This is a genomic window from Pseudomonas sp. EB271-G4-1, from assembly GCF_058791355.1.
The window spans coordinates 1-23306 of sequence record NZ_JBYTEO010000035.1; the positions used below are offsets into that span (position 1 = coordinate 1).

Here is a 23306-nt window from a genome sequence, read left to right on the forward strand (position 1 = left end):
GCCGCAGGCTGCGATCTTTTGATCTTGAAAAAGCAAGATCAAAAGATCGCAGCCTGCGGCAGCTCCTACAAGGGTACCGCGAGGTCTGTTACAGACCGTAGCTCATCAGACGCTCGTAACGACGATCCAACAGCGCCTTGTGGTCGAGCTTCTTCAGCATCGCCAGTTGCGTGCTCAGCTCGGCACGGATCGATGCAGCCGCAGCCGCCGGGTCACGGTGAGCGCCACCCAGGGGCTCGCCGATCACTTTATCCACGATACCCAGGCCTTTGAGGCGCTCGGCGGTGATGCCCATGGCTTCAGCGGCGTCCGGGGCTTTCTCGGCGGTTTTCCACAGGATCGATGCGCAACCTTCCGGCGAGATCACCGCGTAGGTCGAGTACTGCAGCATGTTCAGCTGATCGCAAACACCGATCGCCAGCGCACCACCGGAACCACCCTCACCGATCACGGTGGCGATGATTGGGGTTTTCAGGCGCGCCATCACGCGCAGGTTCCAGGCAATCGCTTCGCTCTGGTTACGCTCTTCGGCGTCGATGCCGGGGTAGGCGCCCGGGGTGTCGATGAAGGTCAGGATCGGCATCTTGAAACGCTCGGCCATTTCCATCAGGCGGCAAGCCTTGCGGTAGCCTTCCGGACGCGGCATGCCGAAGTTACGGCGAACTTTTTCGCGTACTTCGCGGCCTTTCTGGTGGCCGATGACCATCACAGGCTGGTCCTCCAGACGGGCAATACCACCGACGATGGCGGCGTCGTCGGAGAAGTGGCGGTCGCCGTGCAGCTCATCGAACTCGGTGAAGATGTGTTCGATGTAGTCCAGGGTATATGGACGCTTCGGGTGACGCGCCAGACGCGCGATCTGCCAGCTGGTCAGCTTGCCGAAGATGTCTTCGGTCAACGTGCTGCTCTTGTCTTGCAGGCGGGAGATCTCATCGCCGATATTCAGCGAATTGTCATTACCGACCAAGCGCAACTCTTCGATCTTGGCTTGCAGGTCGGCGATCGGCTGTTCGAAATCCAGAAAATTCGGGTTCATAGGCGTCCGTCTTGGGTCGGCGTCCAAGGGAGCTTGGGCCGGCCGGTTGTCTATTCGCGCCCTACCATAAGGGAGAGGCGCGCTAAGGTCGAGATTAAAAATTCTGCTCAAGCCCAGGGTTGCGTAATGTCACCCTGACCTTAACGGTATTGGAGGAAGACGTTGTCTCGCCCGAACTGGTCACGCAGGGCTTGAATCAACGCATCCGCCGGGTCGATTCGCCAGCCTTCGCCGAACTGCAGCAAGGCTTTCGCATCGGGACTGGTGTAGTCCATGGTAATCGGGCACGCACCGCGGTGACGCTTCAACAGCTCACCCAGCCAGCGTAGCTGATCGCCCTTGAGATCCTTGGCATGCAGCTTCAGGCGCAGGCTTTCGGCCAGGTTGGTGCGCGCATCTTCCATGCTCATCACCCGCTTGACCCGTAACCGCAGGCCGCCGGAGAAGTCGTCGTTGCTGACTTCGCCTTCGACCACCACCATCGCATCGGTCTGCAACAGCGATTGCGCGGAATGGAACGCATCGGCAAACAGCGATGCTTCGATCCGCCCCGAACGGTCGTCGAGGGTGATGAAGCCCATCTTGTCGCCCTTTTTATTCTTCATCACCCGCAGGGCGATGATCATGCCGGCAACGGTCTGGGTATCGCGCGCCGGCTTGAGGTCGATGATGCGCTGGCGGGCGAAACGGCGGATTTCGCCTTCGTATTCGTCGATCGGGTGACCGGTCAGGTACAGGCCCAGGGTGTCTTTCTCGCCCTTGAGACGTTCCTTGAGGGTCAGTTCCTTGGCTTTGCGATGATTGGCGTAGACGTCAGCGTCTTCTTCCACGAACAGCCCGCCAAACAGGTCGGCATGGCCGCTGTCGTGGGTCCGGGCAGTTTGCTCGGCGGCCTTGATTGCCTCTTCCATCGCGGTCAGCAAGACCGCGCGGTTACGGTCGATATTGGCCTGGTAGGCTTTGGCTTCGTCATGGAAGTACGGCCCCAGGCGATCCAGCGCACCGCTGCGGATCAAGCCGTCGAGGGTCCGTTTGTTGATGCGCTTGAGGTCAACCCGGGCGCAAAAATCGAACAGGTCCTTGAAGGGACCGTCCAGCCGCGCCTCGGTGATCGCCTCTACCGGGCCCTCGCCCACCCCCTTGATTGCGCCCAGGCCATAGATGATCCGACCTTCGTCGTTTACCGTGAACTTGAACTCGGAAGTGTTCACGTCCGGTGCGTCGAGACGCAGCTTCATCGTGCGCACTTCTTCGATCAAGGTCACGACCTTGTCGGTGTTGTGCATGTCCGCCGAGAGCACTGCGGCCATGAACGGTGCCGGGTAGTGCGCTTTCAGCCACGCGGTCTGGTATGACACCAGGCCATAGGCCGCGGAGTGGGATTTGTTGAAGCCATAACCGGCGAATTTTTCTACCAGGTCGAAAATGTTACCGGCAAGGTCCGCATCGATGTTGTTGGTGGCACAACCTTCAATGAAACCGCCGCGCTGCTTGGCCATTTCCTCGGGCTTTTTCTTACCCATCGCCCGACGCAGCATGTCCGCACCGCCGAGGGTGTAGCCGGCCATGACCTGGGCGATCTGCATCACCTGTTCCTGATACAGGATGATGCCGTAGGTCGGGGCCAATACGGGCTTGAGGCCTTCGTACTGATAGTCGGAGTGCGGGTACGCCAGCTCGGCGCGACCGTGCTTACGGTTGATGAAGTCGTCCACCATGCCCGATTGCAGCGGGCCCGGACGGAACAGGGCCACCAATGCGATAAGGTCTTCGAGGCAGTCGGGCTTGAGCTTTTTGATCAGCTCTTTCATGCCGCGCGATTCAAGCTGGAACACCGCGGTGGTTTCAGCTTTTTGCAGCAGCTGATAGGTCGGTTTGTCGTCCAGCGGGATGAACGCAATGTCCAGCGGCGGTTCGTTGACCTTGGCGCGGTCGCGGTTGATGGTCTTCAGCGCCCAGTCGATGATCGTCAGGGTTCGTAGGCCGAGGAAGTCGAACTTCACCAGGCCGGCCGCCTCCACGTCGTCCTTGTCGAACTGGGTTACCAGGCCATCGCCGGCTTCGTCGCAATAGATCGGCGAGAAGTCCGTCAGTTTGGTCGGCGCGATCACCACGCCACCGGCGTGCTTGCCGACGTTTCGCACAACGCCTTCAAGTTTGCGGGCCATCTCCCAGATTTCTGCGGCTTCTTCATCGACCTTGATGAAGTCACGCAGGATCTCTTCCTGTTCGTAGGCCTTTTCCAGGGTCATGCCAACTTCGAACGGGATCATCTTCGACAGGCGATCCGCCAGGCCGTAGGACTTGCCCTGCACCCGCGCCACGTCACGGACCACCGCTTTCGCCGCCATGGAACCGAAGGTGATGATCTGGCTTACGGCGTTACGGCCGTATTTTTCAGCCACGTAGTCGATCACCCGGTCGCGACCGTCCATGCAGAAGTCGACGTCGAAGTCGGGCATGGAGACCCGTTCCGGGTTAAGGAAACGTTCGAACAGCAGGTCATATTCCAGCGGGTCGAGGTCGGTGATCTTCTGCACGTAGGCCACCAGCGAGCCGGCACCCGACCCCCGGCCGGGGCCTACCGGCACGCCGTTGTTCTTGGCCCACTGGATAAAGTCCATCACGATCAGGAAGTAACCGGGGAAGCCCATCTGGATGATGATATCCAGCTCGAAATTCAACCGGTCGACGTAGACCTGACGCTTGGCCTCATAGTCTTCGGTGGTGTCCTTGGGCAGCAGGACGGAGAGCCGCTCTTCCAGGCCATCGAACGAAACTTTGCGGAAATACTCATCGATGGTCATGCCATCGGGGATTGGGAAATTGGGCAGGAAGTGCGTGCCCAGCTTGACCTCGATGTTGCAGCGCTTGGCGATCTCGACGGTGTTTTCCAGCGCCTCGGGAATGTCGCTGAACAGCTCGGCCATTTCCTCGGCGCTTTTGAGATACTGCTGATCGCTGTAGTTCTTCGATCGTCGCGGGTCGTCGAGGGCACGGCCCTCGCCGATGCACACGCGGGTTTCGTGGGCGGCGAAATCTTCCTGTTTGAGGAAACGCACGTCGTTGGTCGCGACCAGCGGTGCGCCGATTTTCTCGGCCAACGCCACGGCGCCATGCAGTTGTTCTTCATCGTTGGGGCGGTTGGTGCGCTGGATTTCCAGATAGAAGCGATCCGGAAACACGGCCATCCATTCACGCGCCAGGTTTTCCGCTTCTTGCGGGTTACCACTGAGCATGGCCTGGCCGATCTCGCCCTCTTTGGCCGCAGACAGCATGATCAGGCCATCGCTGGCCTCGGCCACCCATTCGCGCTCAATGATGATCGAGCCATTGCGCTGACCCTCGATGAACCCGCGAGAAATCAATTCGGTGAGGTTGCGATAACCCGCGGCGTTCATCACCAGCAGGCTGATCCGGCTCAGGGGGTTATCCGGGTCCTTGTTCGACAGCCACAGGTCAGCGCCGCAGATCGGCTTGATCCCGGCACCCATGGCGTTTTTATAGAATTTGACCAGGGAACACATGTTGTTCTGGTCAGTGACCGCTACGGCAGGCATGTTCATGCCGACCAGGGTCTTGACCAGCGGTTTGATCCGCACCAGACCGTCGACCAGGGAGTATTCAGTGTGCAGGCGTAGGTGAACGAATGAAGCCGGCATAGTGATCCTGCGTTAAGTCATGAAAACAACAAGGCCCGGATTGTACCGGGCCTTGGTAAAAAAAATCAGCCTTACAACTAACTCTCGATGAGACTCTCCCGAGCCTCATAAGCCAGCCGCACCGGGGCAAAGGAGCGTCGGTGAATCGGCGTCGGGCCCAGACGAGCCAGCGCTTCCAGATGAACGGGCGTCGGGTAGCCTTTGTGTCCGCCGATGCCGTAACCGGGGTAGATCAACTCGAAAGCCGCCATTTCACGGTCACGACTGACCTTGGCCAGAATCGATGCCGCGGCGATGGCCGGTACCTTGCCATCGCCCTGCACCACGGCTTCGGCGCGCATCGGTAATTTCGGGCAACGGTTGCCGTCGATCATCGCCAGTTTCGGCTGGATGTGCAGCCCGGCAACCGCGCGCTGCATGGCCAGCATGGTGGCGTGAAGGATGTTCAGCTCGTCGATCTCTTCGACTTCGGCGCGGGCAATGCACCAGCTCAGGGCTTTTTCGCAGATTTCGTCGAAGAGCTTTTCGCGGCGGGCTTCGGTGAGTTTCTTCGAGTCGTTGAGACCGAGGATCGGACGATTCGGATCAAGGATCACCGCCGCCGTCACCACCGCGCCACAGAGCGGCCCGCGACCGACTTCATCGACTCCGGCTACCAATTCTTCAACCTCCGCGACCAAGGTGAAATCCAGCCCCATCTGCATACTTTCTTTACTCATTTTACCGGGTCGATCAGGTTCAGCACTGCATCCGCAGCCTGGTTGGAGGCATCCAGACGAAGGGTCCGGTGAATTTCATCAAAACCGCGGGTTTGCTCTTCACCACCTTCGATCAGTGGCGACAAGGTTTGGGCCAGCGCTTCAACTGTCGCATCGTCCTGCAACAACTCAGGCACCAACAGGCGTTGGGCCAGCAGGTTCGGCAAGGACACGTAGGGGCTTTTCACCATGCGCTTTAAAATCCAGAACGTCAGCGGTGCCAGGCGATAGGCTACGACCATCGGTCGCTTGTACAACAACGCTTCAAGGGTTGCTGTACCGGAGGCAATCAGCACAGCGTTGCACGCCGCCAGCGCCAGATGGGACTTGCCGTCGAGCAAGGTCAGCGGCAAATCGCGACCGGCCAACAGCTCTTCAAGCTGTGCCCGGCGTTGCGGATTCGCGCAAGGCACGACAAACCGCACTCCGGGGCGCAGGGCCCGCAGGCGTTGGGCCGTATCGAGAAACAAGGCGCCGAGACGGCCGACTTCGCCGCCACGACTACCGGGCATCAACGCAACCAACGGCCCGTCAGGCAATCCCAGTTCGGCCCGCGCAGCAGCGCGGTCGGCTTCCAGCGGAATGGCATCGGCCAAGGTATGCCCGACAAACCGCACGGGCACGCCTTTCTCTTCGTAGAATTTCGCTTCGAACGGGAACAGCGTGAGCATCAGGTCGCAACCTTCGCGAATCTTCAGCACGCGCTTCTGGCGCCACGCCCAGACGGACGGGCTGACGTAATGCACAGTCTTGATCCCGGCCTGACGCAGCTTTAGTTCGATATTGAGGTTGAAGTCCGGGGCGTCGATACCGATGAAGACATCCGGCTTCGCGGCGATCAGGTCGGCTACCAGCTTTTTTCGGCGTTTGAGTAATTCACGCAACCGACCCAGCACTTCGACAAGGCCCATGACCGACAGGCGTTCCATGGGAAAATAGGACACCAGGCCTTCTGCCTGCATCAATGGGCCGCCGACACCGATGAATTCGACCACCGGATGGCGCGCCTTGAGCGCACGCATCAGACCCGCACCCAAAATGTCGCCGGAAGCCTCGCCCGCCACCAGCGCAATACGCAGATTGGCCATGATTAGCGGGTGATGCCGCGGGTCGAGGACTGTATGGAGTCGCGGAACACTGCCACTTCCGGGAACTGGGCAGAGGACTCGGCCAGTTCGGCGAGCGCTTGCTCAACCGTCAGCCCCTGGCGATAGACCACCTTGTAGGCACGACGCAGGGCGTGGATCGCGTCCTCGCTGAAACCGCGACGGCGCATGCCTTCAAAGTTCATGCTACGGGCTTCAGCCGGGTTGCCGAACACCGTGACATAGGCCGGGACGTCCTTGCCAATGGCGGTCCCCATGCCGGAAAAGCTGTGGGCGCCGATGTGGCAGTACTGGTGAACCAGGGTGAAACCGGACAGGATCGCCCAGTCATCCACGTGTACGTGGCCGGCCAGCGCCGTGTTGTTGACCAGGATGCAGTGGTTGCCGATAACGCTGTCGTGACCGATGTGCGCATAGGCCATGATCAGGTTGTGATCGCCCAGAGTCGTTTCTGAACGATCCTGGATGGTTCCACGGTGAATCGTCACGCCTTCGCGGATGACGTTGTGGTCACCGATCACCAGGCGGGTTTCCTCGCCTTTGTATTTCAGGTCGGGCGTGTCCTCACCTACCGAGGAAAACTGGTAGATACGGTTGTGCTTACCGATTCGGGTCGGGCCTTTGAGAATAACGTGTGGCCCGATGACCGTTCCCTCGCCGATTTCCACACCTGCGCCGACGATCGACCACGGGCCGACCTCGACACCGTCAGCCAGGACGGCTGTCGGATCGATGATTGCGCGAGGGTCGATCAAACTCATAGTTTGCGTTCCGCACAGATGATTTCAGCGGAGCAGACCGGCTTGCCATCGACCGAAGCCTGGCACTCGAACTTCCAGATCTGACGCTTGCAGCTGATGAACTTGGCCTCGAGGATCAGCTGATCGCCCGGCAATACAGGCTGGCGGAAGCGCAGCTTGTCGGAGCCGACGAAGTAGTAAAGGGTGCCATCGGCCGGTTTCACGTCGAGCATTTTGAAACCAAGGATCCCGGCAGCCTGAGCCATCGCTTCGATGATCAGAACGCCCGGCATGATTGGATGCGCGGGGAAGTGACCATTGAAGAACGGTTCGTTGATGCTGACATTCTTGTAGGCGCGAATGCGCTTGCCTTCCACATCCAGATCCACGACCCGGTCCACCAGCAGGAACGGGTAACGGTGAGGCAGGTATTCGCGAATCTCGTTGATGTCCATCATTTCGGGGGGAAGCCTATGTAAAGATTGGGAGCGCGCGACTGACGCACACTCCGCTAGCAAATCAAGGACGCAGTCTAGCGGCTGTGCACACTTGATATGGAAATGGTATCAGCCATCTGATGAAGCATTACCGCCAGGGGTCACTTCCCCTGTTTGCTTTTCCAGCTGTCGCAGACGTCGCGCGATGTCATCGAGCTGACGAATACGTGCCGCGCTTTTGCGCCATTCGGCGGCTGGCTGCATCGCCGTACCGGAGGAATAGGCACCCGGCTCGGTGATCGAGTGGGTCACCATGGTCATCCCGGTGATGAAAACGTTGTCGCAAATATCGATATGCCCCACCAGCCCTACGCCACCGGCGAGCATGCAGTGCTTGCCGATCTTGGTGCTGCCGGAAATCCCCACGCACGCTGCCATGGCGGTGTGATCACCTACCTGGACGTTGTGGGCGATCTGAATCTGGTTGTCGAGCTTCACGCCGTTGCCAATGACGGTATCAGCCAGCGCACCGCGGTCAATGGCGGTGTTAACGCCAATTTCCACGTCGTCGCCGACCAGCACACCACCAATCTGGGCGATTTTTTGCCAAATGCCTTTCTCGTTGGCAAAGCCAAAGCCTTCACCACCAAGCACTGCACCTGACTGAATCACCACCCGCTTGCCGACGCGCACGTCGTGATACAGCGTGACGCGCGGGGCAAGCCAGCCTCCCTCGCCAATAACGCTACGGGCACCGATGAAGCAGTGCGCCCCCACGCTCGTACCGGCAGCAATATGCGCCCCGCTTTCGATGACCGCAAATGCACCGATACTCGCCGTCGGATCGACCACCGCATCCGCCGCAATCACCGCCGTCGGATGAATTCCGGCCGCCGCCTTGGGCTTTGGGTCGAACAGGTGGGAAATACGCGCGTACGCTGCGTAAGGGTCAGGCACCACCAATACATCGCCGGCAAAACCTTCGGCATCAGCGGTCTTGAGCAACAACGCTGCCGCCTGACTGCCTGCCAGGTATTTGCGGTATTGGGGGTTTGCGAGAAAGCTCAACTGAGTTGGGCCAGCCTCCTGCAAGGTGGCTAGCCCAGTAATTGCTTTCTCCGGGTCGCCACGTAGCGTGGCGCCGAGGAACTCGGCCAGCTGGCCGAGCTTAATGGTCACGGTCATGGATTACTTCAGCTGATTCATGCGCTCGATGACCTGGCGCGTGATGTCGTACTGAGGCTTGACATCAATCACTGCACCACGCTCGAAGACCAGGTCAAAAGCACCTTTCTTGATGACTTCTTCCACAGCGCTGTCCAGTTTCGGCTTGAGCTGCTTCAGCATTTCACGGTCGGCAACGGCTTTGGCTTCGTTCAGTTCCTTGGACTGGAACTGGAAGTCACGCGCCTTTTGCTTGAACTCAAGCTCCAGACGCTCACGCTCGCCTTGCTGCATTTTGTCGCCACCGGCCATCAGGCGATCCTGGATGCCCTTGGCGCTGCTTTCCAGCGTCTTGAGCTTGCTCAGCTGAGGGCCGAATTTCTTCTCGGCATCCACGGCGTATTTCTTGGCCGCATCCGACTCCAGCAGAGCCATCTGATAGTTCAGAACAGCGATTTTCATGTCGGCAAATGCCGGGCCTGCAACCAGTACGGAAGCCAGGAGAACCAATTGAGTCAACTTACGCACGATGCACTCCTACAAAATCCATTGTCGTTATCTTGGGGCAGACGCTTAGAACGTCTGGCCGAGGGAGAATTGGAACACTTGAGTTTCAGCGTCATCCGGTTTCTTGACTGGCATGGCCAGCGCAAAGCTCAGAGGACCCAGTGCGGTGACCCAGGTCACACCCACACCGACGGAACTGGCCATATTGCTCAGACTGATGTCGTTGCACTTGGTGTTGGACTTCGTGCCATCAGCGTTGGTGGTATCAGAGCACGACGAATCGAATACGTTACCCACATCCCAGAATACCGAAGTACGCAGGGAACGCTGGTCCTTGACGAACGGCAGCGGGAACAGAACTTCCACACCACCCTGGATCAACACGTTACCACCGAACGGCAGCGGATCCTGGTCCGGGTCGAACGCAGTGCCAGGGTTCTTGCCGGTACTTGGCGTACTGCGAGGACCCAAGGTGCTGTCCTTGAAGCCACGAACCGAGTTGAAACCACCAGCATAGTAGTTTTCATAGAATGGCAAGCCATCGGTCGAACCGTAGCCATCGCCATAACCCAACTCGGTGTGCAGGCGCATGGTGTAGTTGTCGCTCAAAGGCTGGAACAGTTGGCCACGGTAATCGAGCTTGAAGAACGACAGGTCGCTGCCCGGCGTAGTGGTTTCCAGCACGAGGCTCTGGGAATGGCCACGCGTCGCCAGTACACCCTTGTTCAAGGTGGACTCGGACCAACCGGCCGAAGCCTTGAAGTTCAGGTACTTGTCGCCTTCCTTGTTAACGAAGTCGAAAATCTCGTCAACGGTATAGACACCGGTCTTGATCTCGTCCTGCTGGGCCGTCAGGCCGAAGGTCAGGCGCGAAGTCTCGCTGATCGGGTAGCCGACGCTCACGCCTGCACCCAGGCTGTCCACGGCATAGCTGGCAACGTCGACGTCGAGGTCATCGTAGTCAGTTGTACGATAGAAAGCGTTGTAACCTAGGCTCACGCCGTCGGCAGTCCAGTAGGGGTCGACATAACCGAAGTTGTAGCGACTCTGGTATTCACTGCGGGTCAGGCCGATGCTGACCTTGTTACCGGTACCCAGGAAGTTGTTCTGGGTGATCGAACCACCGAGGATCAGGCCCGCGCTCTGGGCGAAACCGACGCTGGCGGTGATCGAACCGGATGCCTGCTCTTCAACGCTGTAGTTGACGTCTACCTGGTCATCGACACCCGGTACGGCCGGGGTTTCAACGTTGACTTCCTTGAAGAAGCCCAGGCGCTCCAGACGAGTCTTGGATTGGTCGATCAGGTAAGTCGACGCCCAGCCACCTTCCATCTGGCGCATTTCACGGCGCAGTACTTCGTCTTCCGACTTGGTGTTGCCACGGAAGTTGATGCGGTTCACGTAGGCACGCTTGCCTGGATCGACAGCGAAGGTGATGTCTACGGTGTGGTCGTCATCGTGGGGCTGAGGAACCCCGTTGACGTTGGCGAAGGTGTAGCCCTCGTTACCCAGGCGACGGGTGATCAGCTCGGACGTGGTGGTCATCAGCTTGCGCGAGAACACCTGGCCTTTCTGCACCAGCAACAGGGACTTGACCTGGTCTTCAGGGACTTTCAGGTCACCGCTGAGTTTCACGTCACGAACGGTGTACTTGTCACCTTCGTTGATGTTGACGGTGATGTAGACGTGCTTCTTGTCCGGGGTAATGGACACCTGGGTCGAAGCGATATCCATGTTGATGTAGCCACGGTCCAGGTAGTAGGAACGCAGGCGCTCCAGGTCACCGGAGAGTTTTTCACGGGCGTACTTGTCATCGTTCTTGAAGAACGACAGCCAGTTGGTGGTCTTGAGTTCGAACAGGTCGATCAGGTCTTCATCAGGGAAGACCGTGTTGCCTACCACGTTGATGTGCTGGATAGCTGCAACGGTGCCTTCGTTGATGTTGACCTTCAAACCAACGCGGTTGCGCGGCTGCGGCACCACTTCGGTGTCGACGGTAGCGGAGTAGCGACCCTGGGCGACGTACTGGCGCTGCAGTTCGTTACGTACGCCTTCGAGGGTGGCGCGCTGGAAGATCTCGCCTTCGGCCAGACCGGATTGCTTGAGGCCTTTCATCAGGTCTTCGGTGGAGATCGCCTTGTTGCCCTCGATCTCGATACTGGCAACCGACGGACGTTCGACTACCGTGATGACCAGGACGTTGCCATCGCGGCCCAGTTGGATATCTTGAAAGAACCCGGTTTTGAACAGCGCACGAGTGGATTCCACCAGGCGTCGATCATCCGCCTGTTCACCGACGTTCAACGGCAAAGCACCAAAGACGCTACCCGCGGAGACCCGCTGGAGGCCATTGACGCGAATATCAGAGATAGTGAAGGACTCGGCGTGAACTTCGGCGATCATCAATACGGTGAGAACCGCAGTTAGCAGCAGACGTTTCATGAAGTCCTTTCTTATTCCAACTGGCAATAAACAAACTGCCGCAAAATGCGGCAGATTCGCAATTCAGCGACGTTACAGACGACCCAGATCATTAACCAGAGCGAGCAACATCACTCCGATTACCAAACTGATGCCAATCTGTATCCCCCAACCTTGCACCCGATCCGACAAGGGACGACCACGCGCCCACTCAATCAGATAAAACAACAAATGCCCCCCATCCAGCACAGGAATGGGCAGCAGATTCAGAACCCCCAGGCTAATACTCAGATAAGCAAGGAAATTCAGGAAATCAGCGACGCCCGACTGGGCCGAAGCGCCCGCCACTTTAGCAATGGTTATCGGTCCACTCAAGTTTTTTACCGAGAGCTCGCCGAACAACATTTTCTTCAGCGAATCGAGGGTCAGCAGGCTCATCGTCCAAGTGCGTCGAGCCCCCTCCCCCACGGCTGCCAACGGCCCGTAACTGACTTCGCGAATCATCTCTGGTGGCCAATCGACCGCTTTCACCCCCGCCCCAAGGTAACCGGTGGGCGCCTTGCTTTCGCCACGGGCAGCCAACATCACGGGGATGTCGATTTGAGCACCGTCACGCTCGACCCGCAGCATGATTTTGGTATCAGGATGCATACGGACCGTATCGACGACCTGTTGCCAGTCATCTACCGCCTTGCCATCTACTGCCAACAGTCGGTCGCCGGTCTTCAGGCCAGCAGCCTTGGCCGGGCCTTTGGAATCCAGCTCAGCCAATACCGGCGGCAATGCCGGGCGCCATGGACGAATACCCAGTGAACGAATCGGGTCCGGCTCATCAGCACCCTTGAGCCACTTGTCCAACACCAGCTCACGAGGCGAATCCACGGTGGATCCCTGCTCACGAACCAGCAGTTGCAGGGAGCCGCTTTCACCCAGGCGACGGACCAATTGCAGATTGACTGCAGCCCAACCTGAAGTCGGCTCGCCGTCGATGGCAATGATTTCCTGGCCGGCGCCCAGGCCCGCCTTGGCAGCAAGGCTGCCGGATTCGACAGCACCGATGACCGGGCGAACCTGCTCGGTACCGAGCATCGCCAACGCCCAGAAAAACACCATCGCCAACAAAAAGTTGGCAATCGGCCCTGCCGCCACGATCGCAATGCGCTGGCGCACCGATTTACGGTTGAAGGATTGATCGAGCTGATCGGCCGGCACTTCACCTTCACGCTCGTCGAGCATTTTCACGTAGCCGCCCAGTGGAATGGCAGCCACCACGAATTCAGTGCCCTGCTTGTCGTGCCAGCGCAGCAGCGGCATGCCGAAGCCTACGGAGAAACGCAGCACCTTGACCCCACAGCGTCGCGCGACCCAGAAATGGCCGAACTCGTGGAAGGTGACCAGCACGCCCAAAGCTACCAGGGTGCCGACAATCATATAGAGCGCGCTCATTTATTTTCTCCGCATTCCTATCCAGGCCTGCAATCTTACCGCCCGTGACGACTCAACCATTGTTCGGCCAGCACACGCGCCTTGGCGTCCGCCGTGAACACCGCATCAAGATCATTCACTACAACCACCGGCTCGAGATTGAGTACTTCCTCGATGATACTCGCGATTTCCAGGTAACGAACCCGTCCGTCGAGAAAGGCCGCGACGGCGACTTCATTTGCCGCATTCAACATCGCCGGAGCGCTGTTGCCCGCCTCGGCTGCCTGCCGAGCCAGGCGCAGGCACGGGAATCGATCTTCATCAGGCGCCCGGAAGTCCAGGCGCGCGACGGCAAACAGGTCCAACGGCGGCACGCCTGAGTCAATTCGCTCAGGCCATGCCAGCGCATTGGCGATCGGGGTTCGCATGTCCGGATTACCCAACTGGGCCAGTACCGAGCCATCGATGTAGTCGACCAGCGAATGAATCACACTTTGGGGGTGAATCACCACTTCAACCTGGGACGGCTTGGCATCGAACAGCCAGCAGGCCTCGATCAATTCAAGCCCTTTATTCATCATGCTGGCCGAATCGACCGAGATCTTGCGCCCCATGGACCAATTAGGGTGGGCACAGGCCTGCTCCGGCGAAACATGCGCCAGCTCGGCCATGGGCGTCTGCCGGAACGGACCGCCAGAAGCGGTCAGGAGAATGCGACGCACGCCGACCGCGTCCAGGCCTCGGGCTGAATCCCGGGGCATGCACTGGAAAATCGCGTTGTGCTCACTGTCGATCGGCAGCAATACCGATCCACTCTTGCGTACGGCCTGCATGAACAACGCGCCGGACATGACCAGCGCTTCCTTGTTGGCCAGGAGGATCTTCTTGCCAGCCTCAACGGCCGCCAGGGTCGGGCGCAAGCCCGCCGCGCCGACGATGGCCGCCATGACCGCATCGACTTCAGGGGCGGCAGCAACCTGACACAACCCCTCCTCCCCCACCAGAACCCGAGTCGACAGGCCCGCGGCGCGCAGATCATCCTGCAAACGGCGGGCAGCTGCGGTTTCAGGCACTACGGCAAACTGTGGGGCGTGACGCACGCACAGCGCCAGCAGTTCGCTCAGGCGGCTGAAACCGCTCAAGGCGAAGACTTGATAGCGCCCAGGGTGGCGGGCGATGACATCCAGGGTGCTCAAACCGATCGAGCCCGTGGCCCCCAGGACGGTAATCTGTTGAGGACGGCTCACGGCGCAGCCATCCACAACAGCACTGCGAACACCGGGATCGCCGCGGTCAGGCTGTCGATGCGGTCCAGCACGCCGCCGTGCCCCGGCAACAGATTACTGCTGTCCTTGATCCCGGACTGGCGCTTGAACATGCTTTCGGTGAGATCACCCACCACCGAGACGAACACGATCAGCGCAGCGCCGATCAAGCCCTTGAACAATTGCGCCACTGTCCAGTCACGCACCAGGGCAACCAGGGTGGTGATCACCAGGCTCAGGGCCAGGCCACCGTATACACCTTCCCAGCTTTTACCCGGGCTGACCTGCGGCGCCAGCTTGCGCTTGCCGAAAGCACGTCCCGAGAAGTAAGCACCGATATCGGCACCCCAGACCAGCACCATCACCGCCATGATCAGCCAGTTGCCCAACGGGTACTGCTTGATGTGCACCAGGCCTTGCCAGGCCGGCAACAGGATCAACAGGCCGATCACCAGCTTGCAGGCAGCGCTCGCCCAATGCTCGCTGGAACGCGGGTAGGTCAGCACCAGATAGGTCGCCACCGCCCACCAGAGCACCGAAGCACCCAACACCCATGGCGCGAGGCCAGGCAGGATGTACATGACGAACAGCATCAATGCGACGGCGGCGGCATAGCCGGCACGAAACGCTTGAGCAGTGAAACCGGCCAGGCGCGCCCATTCCCAGGCACCCAGGGTCACGACCAGGCCGATGAACAGCGCAAAAGCGGAACCTTCCAGCAGAAAAAACCCACACAGGGCAATCGGCAGCAGGATCAGCGCGGTGATGATACGTTGTTTAAGCATTAAACCCGGGCTCCAGCCTCGACCTGCTCGCTCGTTTTACCGAAGCGGCGCTGGCGAGATGCGAAATCGGCCAGCGCATTGCGCATGGCGTCGTGTTTGAAGTCCGGCCAGAACAGGTCGGAGAAGTACAACTCGGCGTAGGCCAGTTGCCACAGCAGGAAGTTACTGATGCGATGTTCGCCACCGGTACGGATGCACAAGTCCGGCAATGGCAGGTCGCCTGTGGCCAGACAGGTTTGCAGCAGCTGCGGCGTGATGTCTTCCGGCCGCAGGTGCCCGGCCTGGACTTCACGCGCCAGGCGCTGCGCGGCTTGCGCGATATCCCACTGACCGCCGTAATTGGCGGCGATCTGCAGGACGAAGCGATTGGCGCCGGCCGTCATGGCTTCGGCTTCACGCATGGCAGCCTGGAGTTCCGGATGGAAGCGTGAACGGTCGCCAATGATGCGCAAGCTGATGTTGTTGTCGTTGAGGCGCTTGGCCTCTCGACGCAATGCCTTGAAGAACAAATCCATCAAGGCACTGACTTCATCGGCGGGACGCTGCCAGTTCTCACTGGAGAAGGCGAACAAGGTCAACACCTCGACCCCCGCCTCGGCGCACACCTCGATGACCGCGCGCACCGCATCCACACCCGCTTTATGCCCGGCAACACCCGGCATAAAGCGTTTTTTCGCCCAGCGATTATTACCATCCATGATGATCGCGACATGGCGCGGCACCGTGGACGGTGCAACCTGCTTGGTCTTTTCCATGAAAACGCGACCCTTATACGGCCATCAGGTCTTTTTCTTTCTGCGCCAGGTTCGCGTCGATTTGAGCCACGTACTTCTTGGTCAGATCATCGATTTCGCCGGTTGCGCGACGCTCTTCGTCTTCGCTGATTTCCTTTTCCTTGACCAGATCCTTGAGCTGGCTGTTGGCATCGCGACGGATGTTGCGCACGGCAACCCGGGCATCCTCAGCCACGTCACGCGCCTGCTTGGTGAAGCCCTTGCGGGTCTCCTCGGTCAGGGCCGGCATGGAGATCAGCAGCAACTCACCCAGATTGGTCGGGTTGAGGTTCAGGCCGGCACTGCCGATGGCCTTGTCGACGGCGCCCAGCATGTTGCGCTCAAAGGCAACCACTTGCAGGGTACGCGCATCCTTGACGGTGATGTTCGCCACTTGCTTGATCGGGGTATCGGCACCGTAATACGGAACCATCACACCTTCCAGGATGCTTGGGTGCGCCTGGCCGGTACGAATACGACCAAAGTTGTGCGCCAGCGACTCCACGGACTTCTGCATGCGCTCTTGAGCGTCTTTCTTGATTTCGTTGATCATTGTTGGCCTTCCTCGATCAGGGTCCCTTCAGCGCCACCATGCACGATATTCAGCAGGGCGCCGGGCTTGTTCATGTTAAATACGCGCAACGGCATCTTGTGGTCGCGGCACAGGCAAATGGCCGTCAGATCCATCACGCCCAGCTTGCGATCCAGTACTTCATCGTAGGTCAGATGATCGAACTTCTCGGCATGCGGGTCTTTGAATGGGTCAGCGGTGTAGACGCCATCGACCTTGGTTGCCTTGAGCACGACATCGGCGTCGATTTCAATTGCACGCAGGCAGGCAGCCGAATCCGTGGTGAAGAACGGGTTGCCGGTGCCGGCCGCGAAAATCACCACATCCTTGGAATTCAAGTGGCGCATGGCCTTGCGGCGATCGTAGTGATCGGTCACGCCAACCATGGAGATGGCCGACATCACGATGGCCGAGATATTGGCACGTTCCAGCGCATCGCGCATGGCCAAGGCGTTCATCACAGTGGCCAGCATGCCCATGTGGTCGCCCGTGACCCGGTCCATGCCCGCCTTGCTCAACGCTTCGCCGCGGAACAGGTTACCGCCGCCGATCACCAGGCCGACCTGGACACCGATGCCAACCAACTGGCCGACTTCCAGCGCCATGCGATCCAGAACTTTCGGATCGATCCCGAACTCTTCCGAGCCCATCAGGGCCTCGCCGCTAAGCTTGAGTAGAATGCGTTTATAGCGAGCCTGATAACCACTGCCCTGCTGAGCCATTGCGAATCTCTCCTGCGGCGTATTTTAAAAAATTCTTTGCGAGCTGTTTTCAGCTGGCGTTCACTCTAGCGTGGCGCTGCTTCAGCGCCATCGGAACATGGCTTTGTAAGCCAGTTCCAAACGGAAACCAATAAAAATTGGTTACCCATCTGAAAAGAGGCTGCGCGCGTGAGCGGGCAGCCTCTTCAGGGCGACAGTTAAAAAAACTGTCTTATTGCTTGGCGGCAGCCAGCTGTGCGGCAACTTCTTCAGCGAAGTTGTCCACTGGCTTCTCGATGCCTTCGCCGACTTTGAAGTAGGTGAAGGAAACGATTTCAGCGCCAGCTTTCTTGGCCAGGGCACCCACGGTGAGCTCTGGGTTCATTACGAAAGCTTGCTCAACCAGGCTGGCTTCAGCCAGGAACTTGGTGATACGGCCAGCAATCATCTTCTCGACGATTTCAGCAGGCTTGCCTTTCATCTTGTCTTCGTTCAGCTGCAGGAATACAGCTTTCTCGCGCTCGATGGCTTCGGCAGAAACCTGCGATGGCAGCAGGAATTCAGGGTTGCTTGCCGCCACGTGCATGGCGATCTCTTTGGCCAGCTGAACATCGCCGCCCTTGAGAACAACAGCAACACCGATCTTGTTACCGTGCAGGTAAGTACCCACCACGTCACCTTCAACGCGAACCAGGCGACGGATGTTGACGTTTTCGCCAACTTTCGCCACCAGGGCTTCACGAGCCGATTCCTGAGCGGCGATCAGCGGAGCTGCGTCGGTCAGTTTTTCAGCGAAGGCTTTTTCTACGCTGGCAGCAACGAAGTTCTTGAAGTCGTCTTGCAGGGCCAGGAAGTCGGTCTGCGAGTTCACTTCCAGCAGTACGGCGGACTTGTCGTCGGCCTTGATGGCGATTGCGCCTTCAGCGGCAACGTTGCCCGCTTTCTTGGCAGCCTTGATGGCGCCCGAAGCACGCATGTCATCAATGGCTTTCTCGATGTCGCCGCCGGCCTTGGTCAAGGCCTTTTTGCAATCCATCATGCCTTCGCCGGTACGCTCGCGCAGTTCTTTGACCAACGCTGCAGTAATCTCTGCCATTTCAAAATTCCTCTTGGATAGGTTATCAACCATTCCACCCGATCGAACGGGCGTTCAATTCTTCCCGAACCACCCTTGTTAGCTGCCGCACGTTACAGATAGAGCAGTGGGCGCCGACAAACGGTTTTCGAGGTGGCAAAAAGGGGGCCAAGCCCCCTTTTTGCTTACTGAGTCAACGCCAGGGCGTCAATTACTCAGCTGCAGCTGCCGGAGCTTCTTCAACGAAAACTTCGGTGCCGCCAGCAACGTTGTTGCGACCACGGATAACAGCGTCAGCCATCGAACCCATGTACAGCTGGATAGCGCGGATTGCGTCATCGTTGCCTGGGATGATGTAGTCAACGCCTTCCGGGCTGCTGTTGGTATCGACTACGCCGATAACCGGGATGCCCAGCTTGTTGGCTTCGGTGATCGCGATGCGCTCGTGATCAACGTCGATAACGAACAGAGCGTCTGGCAGACCGCCCATGTCCTTGATACCACCCAGGGAACGATCCAGCTTTTCCAGGTCACGGGAGCGCATCAGCGCTTCTTTCTTGGTCAGCTTGGCGAAAGTACCGTCTTCGGCTTGTACTTCAAGGTCACGCAGACGCTTGATGGAAGCACGGATGGTCTTGAAGTTGGTCAGCATGCCGCCCAACCAGCGGTGATCGACGTACGGCGAACCGCAACGTGCTGCTTCTTCAGCAACGATCTTGCCAGCGGAACGCTTGGTGCCGACGAACAGAATCTTGTTTTTGCCCTGGGCCAGGCGCTCTACGAAAGTCAGAGCTTCGTTGAACATTGGCAGGGTTTTTTCAAGGTTGATAATGTGAATCTTGTTACGCGCGCCGAAAATGTATTTACCCATTTTCGGGTTCCAGTAACGGGTCTGGTGACCGAAGTGCACACCGGCCTTCAGCATATCGCGCATGTTGACTTGGGACATGATAGTTCCTTAATAAGTCGGGTTTGGCCTCCACGTATCCCAATGACCAACCACCAGCATTTCGCTTGCGGCACCCAGGTCATCGTGTCGACACGTGTGTGGATTTAAGCTTTTCGGGGCATCCCCGGAAAGCGGCGCATTTTATATCACAAGGCAGGAAAAAACGGAACCCGGATTCTGAAATCGAGGCGAATGCACAACACCATCCCTTGGAATCGGCCCAGAATGCACCATTCTATAGAGAGAAGCGATCTACAGAGCCGCGGATTTGCGTTGATCGTCTGTTAGAATCGCGTTTTTCAGGGCTGCGAAGATCGATCGCGCAATGCCCTTTTCGTCTGGAAAGCGCCATCGAGCGTAGAGAGAGCCTGTATGACCGTCACCCTCAAAACCCCAGAGGACATCGCTGGCATGCGTGTCGCCGGCAAACTGGCCGCCGACGTGCTGGAAATGATTGCCGAATATGTCAAACCGGGCGTCACCACCGATCAACTGAACCAGATCTGTCACGACTATATCGTCAACGAGCAGAAGGCCATCCCTGCCCCGCTGAACTACAAGGGCTATCCGAAGTCGATCTGCACCTCGATCAACCATGTGGTCTGCCACGGCATCCCGAACGACAAGCCGCTCAAGGATGGCGACACCTTGAACATCGACGTCACGGTCATCAAGGACGGCTACCACGGCGACACCAGCCGTATGTTCCACGTCGGCAACGTGCCGGTCTGGGCTGAACGCCTGTCGCAAGTGACCCAGGAATGCATGTACAAGGCGATCGAAATCGTCAAGCCAGGGTGCCGCCTGGGCGACATCGGTGAAATCATCCAGAAGCACGCCGAGAAGAACGGCTTTTCGGTGGTTCGCGAGTTCTGCGGCCACGGCATCGGCAAGGTGTTCCATGAAGAGCCGCAGATCCTGCACTACGGCCGTGCCGGTACCGGCATGGAACTGAAGGCTGGCATGACCTTCACCATCGAGCCAATGATCAACCAGGGCCGCGCCGACACCAAGGTGCTGGGCGATGGCTGGACCGCGATCACCAAGGACCGCAAGCTGTCGGCACAGTGGGAACACACCTTGCTGGTAACCGAAACCGGCTACGAGATCTTCACCCTGCGCAGCGATGACACCATCCCTCGCGTTTCGGCCTGATCCCGTCACCGTATCCAGCCTATAGAAAGGAAAGCAATCGATGCCGCAGGTGGATCCAGAACTCTTCGATCGCGGCCAGTTCCAGGCTGAACTGGCCCTGAAGGCCAGCCCGATCCCGGCCTTCAAGAAGGCGATCCGCCAGGCTCGCGAGGTGCTCGACGGGCGCTTTCGCAGTGGCCGGGAGATTCGCCGCTTGATCGAGGACCGTGCCTGGTTCGTCGATAACATCCTGCAAAAAGCCTGGGAGCAATTCAGCTGGAGCGAAGACGCCGACATCGCGCTGGTCGCGGTCGGCGGCTACGGTCGTGGCGAATTGCATCCTTATTCCGATATCGACCTGCTGATCCTGCTGGACAGTGCGGACCACGAAGTTTTCCGCGAACCCATCGAGCGCTTCCTGACCCTGCTGTGGGACATTGGCCTGGAAGTCGGCCAGAGCGTTCGCTCGGTTGACGAGTGCGCCGTCGAGGCCCGCGCTGACCTTACGGTTGTCACCAACCTGATGGAAAGCCGCACCATCTGCGGTCCCGAACACCTGCGCCAGCGCATGCTGGACGTCACCAGCACCGCACACATGTGGCCGAGCAAGGAGTTCTTCCTGGCCAAGCGCGCCGAGCAGAAAGCCCGTCACCACAAGTACAACGACACCGAGTACAACCTGGAACCCAACGTCAAGGGCTCGCCCGGCGGCCTGCGGGATATCCAGACGATTCTCTGGGTGGCCCGTCGCGAGTACGGCACCCTGAACCTGCGGGCACTGGCCGGCGAAGGTTTCCTGGTCGAAAGCGAAAACGCCTTGCTGGCCTCCTCCCAGGAGTTCCTGTGGAAGGTGCGTTATGCGCTGCACATGCTCGCCGGACGCTCCGAAGACCGCCTGCTGTTCGATCACCAACGCACCATTGCCGGGCTGCTGGGATTTGAAGGGGACGACGCCAAGCAGGCCGTCGAGAACTTCATGCAACAGTATTTCCGCGTGGTCATGAGCATTGCCCAGCTCAGCGACCTGATCATCCAGCACTTCGAGGAAGTCATCCTCGCGCCTGAGGATGCGGCACCGCCACAACCGGTCAACTCACGATTCCAGTTGCACGACGGCTACATCGAGGCGCGTAACGACAATGTGTTCCGCCGCACGCCGTTCGCCATGCTCGAAATCTTCGTGCTGATGGCCCAGCAACCGGAAATCAAGGGTGTGCGTGCCGACACCATTCGCCTGCTGCGCGAAAACCGGCACCTGATCAACGACGATTTCCGCAACGACATACGCAACACCAGCCTGTTCATCGAGCTGTTCAAATGCAAGATCGGCATCCACCGCAACCTGCGCCGGATGAATCGCTACGGCATTCTCGGGCGTTATCTGCCGGAATTCGGTTTCATCGTCGGCCAGATGCAGCACGACCTGTTCCACATCTATACGGTTGACGCCCACACCCTGAACCTGATCAAGCACCTGCGTAAGTTGCAGTACACCCAGGTTTCGGAAAAATTCCCGTTGGCCAGCAAGCTCATGGCCAAGCTGCCCAAGCCTGAACTGATCTACCTCGCCGGTCTGTACCACGACATCGGCAAGGGCCGGCATGGCGATCACTCGGACATCGGCGCGGTGGACGCCGAGGCCTTCTGCCAGCGCCATCAGCTGCCGGTATGGGACAGCCGCCTGATCGTCTGGCTGGTGCAAAACCATCTGGTGATGTCGACCACGGCCCAGCGCAAGGATTTGTCCGACCCCCAGGTGATCCATGATTTCGCCCAGACAGTGGGCGATGAAACACGCCTCGATTACCTGTATGTGCTGACGGTCGCCGACATCAACGCCACCAACCCGACCCTGTGGAACTCCTGGCGGGCCAGCCTGCTGCGCCAGCTCTACACCGAAACCAAGCGCGCCCTACGTCGCGGCCTGGAAAACCCGGTGGACCGCGAAGAACAGATCCGCCAGACCCAGAGCGCCGCCCTGGACATCCTGGTGCGCGGCGGCACCGACCCGGACGATGTCGAGCAGTTGTGGGCGCAACTGGGGGACGACTATTTCCTGCGCCACACCGCCGGCGATGTCGCCTGGCACAGCGATGCGATCCTCCAGCAGCCGGCCGACGGCGGGCCGCTGGTACTGATCAAGGAAACCACTCAACGCGAGTTCGAGGGCGGCACGCAAATCTTCATCTACGCGCCGGACCAGCACGATTTCTTCGCCGTAACCGTGGCCGCGATGGACCAGCTCAACCTGAACATCCATGACGCCCGGGTCATCACCTCCAGCAGCCAGTTCACCCTCGACACCTATATTGTGCTCGATACCGATGGCGACTCGATCGGTGATAATCCGGCACGGGTCAAGCAGATCCGTGACGGCCTGACCGAAGCCCTGCGCAATCCGGACAATTACCCGACCATCATCCAGCGCCGAGTGCCGCGCCAGCTCAAGCATTTCGCCTTCGCACCACAGGTGACGATCCACAACGACGCCCAGCGCCCGGTGACCGTCCTGGAACTGACTGCCCCTGATCGCCCTGGCCTGCTGGCACGGGTCGGCACGATCTTCCTGGAGTTCGACCTGTCGCTGCAGAACGCCAAGATCGCCACCCTCGGGGAGCGCGTGGAAGACGTGTTCTTCATCACCGACGCGAACAACCAACCGTTGTCCGACCCGTTGTTGTGCAGTCGCTTGCAGGATGCAATCGTCGAACAGTTGAGCGTCAACCAGGAACCCGATATCAAACTGTCGCGCATCAGCATTTGAATTAAGTATCTCCCCTCTGTAGGAGCCGGCTTG

Annotated in this window: 19 protein-coding genes; 2 read left to right on the top strand and 17 right to left on the bottom strand. The window is 59.0% G+C overall.

What is annotated here, in order from left to right:
* Positions 1 to 88 precede the first annotated feature (88 nt).
* The 17 genes from AC3WWR_RS18155 to rpsB form a co-directional block, all read right to left on the bottom strand.
* Positions 89 to 1036, bottom strand: a complete 948-nt coding sequence (locus AC3WWR_RS18155) for an acetyl-CoA carboxylase carboxyltransferase subunit alpha (RefSeq protein ID WP_008057327.1) — start codon at positions 1034 to 1036, stop codon at positions 89 to 91.
* 140 nt (positions 1037 to 1176) lie between these two features.
* Entirely contained in the window at positions 1177 to 4698 is a 3522-nt protein-coding gene (dnaE, locus tag AC3WWR_RS18160; RefSeq protein ID WP_020799856.1) for a DNA polymerase III subunit alpha, read from the bottom strand.
* Positions 4699 to 4775: 77 nt separating this feature from the next.
* On the bottom strand, positions 4776 to 5402 hold the full coding sequence (gene rnhB, locus AC3WWR_RS18165; protein WP_033041566.1) for a ribonuclease HII: 627 nt from the start codon (positions 5400 to 5402) through the stop codon (positions 4776 to 4778).
* Positions 5403 to 5413: 11 nt separating this feature from the next.
* The gene (gene lpxB / locus AC3WWR_RS18170) at positions 5414 to 6544 is read right to left on the bottom strand and encodes a lipid-A-disaccharide synthase (protein ID WP_020799858.1); all 1131 of its coding nucleotides are present in this window, start codon (positions 6542 to 6544) and stop codon (positions 5414 to 5416) included.
* Positions 6545 to 6546: 2 nt separating this feature from the next.
* Positions 6547 to 7323, bottom strand: a complete 777-nt coding sequence (gene lpxA / locus AC3WWR_RS18175; protein WP_020799859.1) for an acyl-ACP--UDP-N-acetylglucosamine O-acyltransferase — start codon at positions 7321 to 7323, stop codon at positions 6547 to 6549.
* A complete protein-coding gene (gene fabZ, locus AC3WWR_RS18180) occupies positions 7320 to 7760 on the bottom strand; it encodes a 3-hydroxyacyl-ACP dehydratase FabZ (protein ID WP_007940511.1) in 441 nt (146 codons plus the stop codon). Before fabZ ends, lpxA begins: the two co-directional genes overlap by 4 nt.
* Before the next feature lie 108 nt (positions 7761 to 7868).
* Positions 7869 to 8924, bottom strand: a complete 1056-nt coding sequence (gene lpxD / locus AC3WWR_RS18185; protein ID WP_020799860.1) for a UDP-3-O-(3-hydroxymyristoyl)glucosamine N-acyltransferase — start codon at positions 8922 to 8924, stop codon at positions 7869 to 7871.
* Positions 8925 to 8927: 3 nt separating this feature from the next.
* Entirely contained in the window at positions 8928 to 9431 is a 504-nt protein-coding gene (locus tag AC3WWR_RS18190; protein WP_008057318.1) for an OmpH/Skp family outer membrane protein, read from the bottom strand.
* A gap of 45 nt (positions 9432 to 9476) precedes the next feature.
* Positions 9477 to 11852, bottom strand: coding sequence for an outer membrane protein assembly factor BamA (gene bamA, locus AC3WWR_RS18195; RefSeq protein ID WP_020799861.1), 2376 nt, complete (start codon positions 11850 to 11852; stop codon positions 9477 to 9479).
* Positions 11853 to 11924: 72 nt separating this feature from the next.
* Entirely contained in the window at positions 11925 to 13277 is a 1353-nt protein-coding gene (rseP, locus tag AC3WWR_RS18200) for an RIP metalloprotease RseP (RefSeq protein ID WP_033041570.1), read from the bottom strand.
* Positions 13278 to 13312: 35 nt separating this feature from the next.
* Positions 13313 to 14503, bottom strand: coding sequence for a 1-deoxy-D-xylulose-5-phosphate reductoisomerase (gene ispC, locus AC3WWR_RS18205; RefSeq protein WP_492598929.1), 1191 nt, complete (start codon positions 14501 to 14503; stop codon positions 13313 to 13315).
* Positions 14500 to 15306, bottom strand: a complete 807-nt coding sequence (locus AC3WWR_RS18210) for a phosphatidate cytidylyltransferase (RefSeq protein WP_020799864.1) — start codon at positions 15304 to 15306, stop codon at positions 14500 to 14502. The genes ispC and AC3WWR_RS18210 overlap by 4 nt, the downstream gene beginning before the upstream one ends.
* Positions 15306 to 16061, bottom strand: coding sequence for a polyprenyl diphosphate synthase (gene uppS, locus AC3WWR_RS18215; RefSeq protein WP_020799865.1), 756 nt, complete (start codon positions 16059 to 16061; stop codon positions 15306 to 15308). The genes AC3WWR_RS18210 and uppS overlap by 1 nt, the downstream gene beginning before the upstream one ends.
* A gap of 13 nt (positions 16062 to 16074) precedes the next feature.
* Entirely contained in the window at positions 16075 to 16632 is a 558-nt protein-coding gene (frr, locus tag AC3WWR_RS18220; RefSeq protein WP_008057309.1) for a ribosome recycling factor, read from the bottom strand.
* Positions 16629 to 17372 carry a UMP kinase gene (gene pyrH, locus AC3WWR_RS18225; protein WP_003222124.1) on the bottom strand — a complete coding sequence of 248 codons (744 nt, stop codon included), beginning with the start codon at positions 17370 to 17372 and terminating at the stop codon, positions 16629 to 16631. The genes frr and pyrH overlap by 4 nt, the downstream gene beginning before the upstream one ends.
* Positions 17373 to 17583: 211 nt before the next feature.
* Positions 17584 to 18447, bottom strand: coding sequence for a translation elongation factor Ts (tsf, locus tag AC3WWR_RS18230; RefSeq protein ID WP_008019553.1), 864 nt, complete (start codon positions 18445 to 18447; stop codon positions 17584 to 17586).
* 190 nt (positions 18448 to 18637) lie between these two features.
* Complete coding sequence (rpsB, locus tag AC3WWR_RS18235; protein ID WP_008057307.1) at positions 18638 to 19375, bottom strand: 30S ribosomal protein S2; 738 nt, start codon at positions 19373 to 19375, stop codon at positions 18638 to 18640.
* 372 nt (positions 19376 to 19747) lie between these two features.
* Between rpsB and map the strand changes: the two genes are divergently transcribed.
* Positions 19748 to 20530 carry a type I methionyl aminopeptidase gene (map, locus tag AC3WWR_RS18240; protein WP_020799866.1) on the top strand — a complete coding sequence of 261 codons (783 nt, stop codon included), beginning with the start codon at positions 19748 to 19750 and terminating at the stop codon, positions 20528 to 20530.
* A 40-nt stretch (positions 20531 to 20570) separates the two neighbouring features.
* Complete coding sequence (locus AC3WWR_RS18245) at positions 20571 to 23273, top strand: [protein-PII] uridylyltransferase (RefSeq protein ID WP_020799867.1); 2703 nt, start codon at positions 20571 to 20573, stop codon at positions 23271 to 23273.
* The last annotated feature ends 33 nt before the right edge of the window (positions 23274 to 23306 follow it).

Excerpts from the sequence above, each read along its gene's own strand:
- dnaE (WP_020799856.1), bottom strand. The coding sequence starts at position 4,698 with ATGCCGGCTTCATTCGTTCACCTACGCCTGCACACTGAATACTCCCTG.
- bamA (WP_020799861.1), bottom strand. The coding sequence starts at position 11,852 with ATGAAACGTCTGCTGCTAACTGCGGTTCTCACCGTATTGATGATCGCC.
- AC3WWR_RS18245 (WP_020799867.1), top strand. The coding sequence starts at position 20,571 with ATGCCGCAGGTGGATCCAGAACTCTTCGATCGCGGCCAGTTCCAGGCT.
- AC3WWR_RS18210 (WP_020799864.1), bottom strand. The coding sequence starts at position 15,306 with ATGCTTAAACAACGTATCATCACCGCGCTGATCCTGCTGCCGATTGCC.
- rnhB (WP_033041566.1), bottom strand. The coding sequence starts at position 5,402 with ATGCAGATGGGGCTGGATTTCACCTTGGTCGCGGAGGTTGAAGAATTG.
- AC3WWR_RS18155 (WP_008057327.1), bottom strand. The coding sequence starts at position 1,036 with ATGAACCCGAATTTTCTGGATTTCGAACAGCCGATCGCCGACCTGCAA.
- tsf (WP_008019553.1), bottom strand. The coding sequence starts at position 18,447 with ATGGCAGAGATTACTGCAGCGTTGGTCAAAGAACTGCGCGAGCGTACC.
- rpsB (WP_008057307.1), bottom strand. The coding sequence starts at position 19,375 with ATGTCCCAAGTCAACATGCGCGATATGCTGAAGGCCGGTGTGCACTTC.
- map (WP_020799866.1), top strand. The coding sequence starts at position 19,748 with ATGACCGTCACCCTCAAAACCCCAGAGGACATCGCTGGCATGCGTGTC.
- lpxD (WP_020799860.1), bottom strand. The coding sequence starts at position 8,924 with ATGACCGTGACCATTAAGCTCGGCCAGCTGGCCGAGTTCCTCGGCGCC.
- lpxB (WP_020799858.1), bottom strand. The coding sequence starts at position 6,544 with ATGGCCAATCTGCGTATTGCGCTGGTGGCGGGCGAGGCTTCCGGCGAC.
- frr (WP_008057309.1), bottom strand. The coding sequence starts at position 16,632 with ATGATCAACGAAATCAAGAAAGACGCTCAAGAGCGCATGCAGAAGTCC.
- pyrH (WP_003222124.1), bottom strand. The coding sequence starts at position 17,372 with ATGGCTCAGCAGGGCAGTGGTTATCAGGCTCGCTATAAACGCATTCTA.
- lpxA (WP_020799859.1), bottom strand. The coding sequence starts at position 7,323 with ATGAGTTTGATCGACCCTCGCGCAATCATCGATCCGACAGCCGTCCTG.
- rseP (WP_033041570.1), bottom strand. The coding sequence starts at position 13,277 with ATGAGCGCGCTCTATATGATTGTCGGCACCCTGGTAGCTTTGGGCGTG.
- fabZ (WP_007940511.1), bottom strand. The coding sequence starts at position 7,760 with ATGATGGACATCAACGAGATTCGCGAATACCTGCCTCACCGTTACCCG.
- uppS (WP_020799865.1), bottom strand. The coding sequence starts at position 16,061 with ATGGAAAAGACCAAGCAGGTTGCACCGTCCACGGTGCCGCGCCATGTC.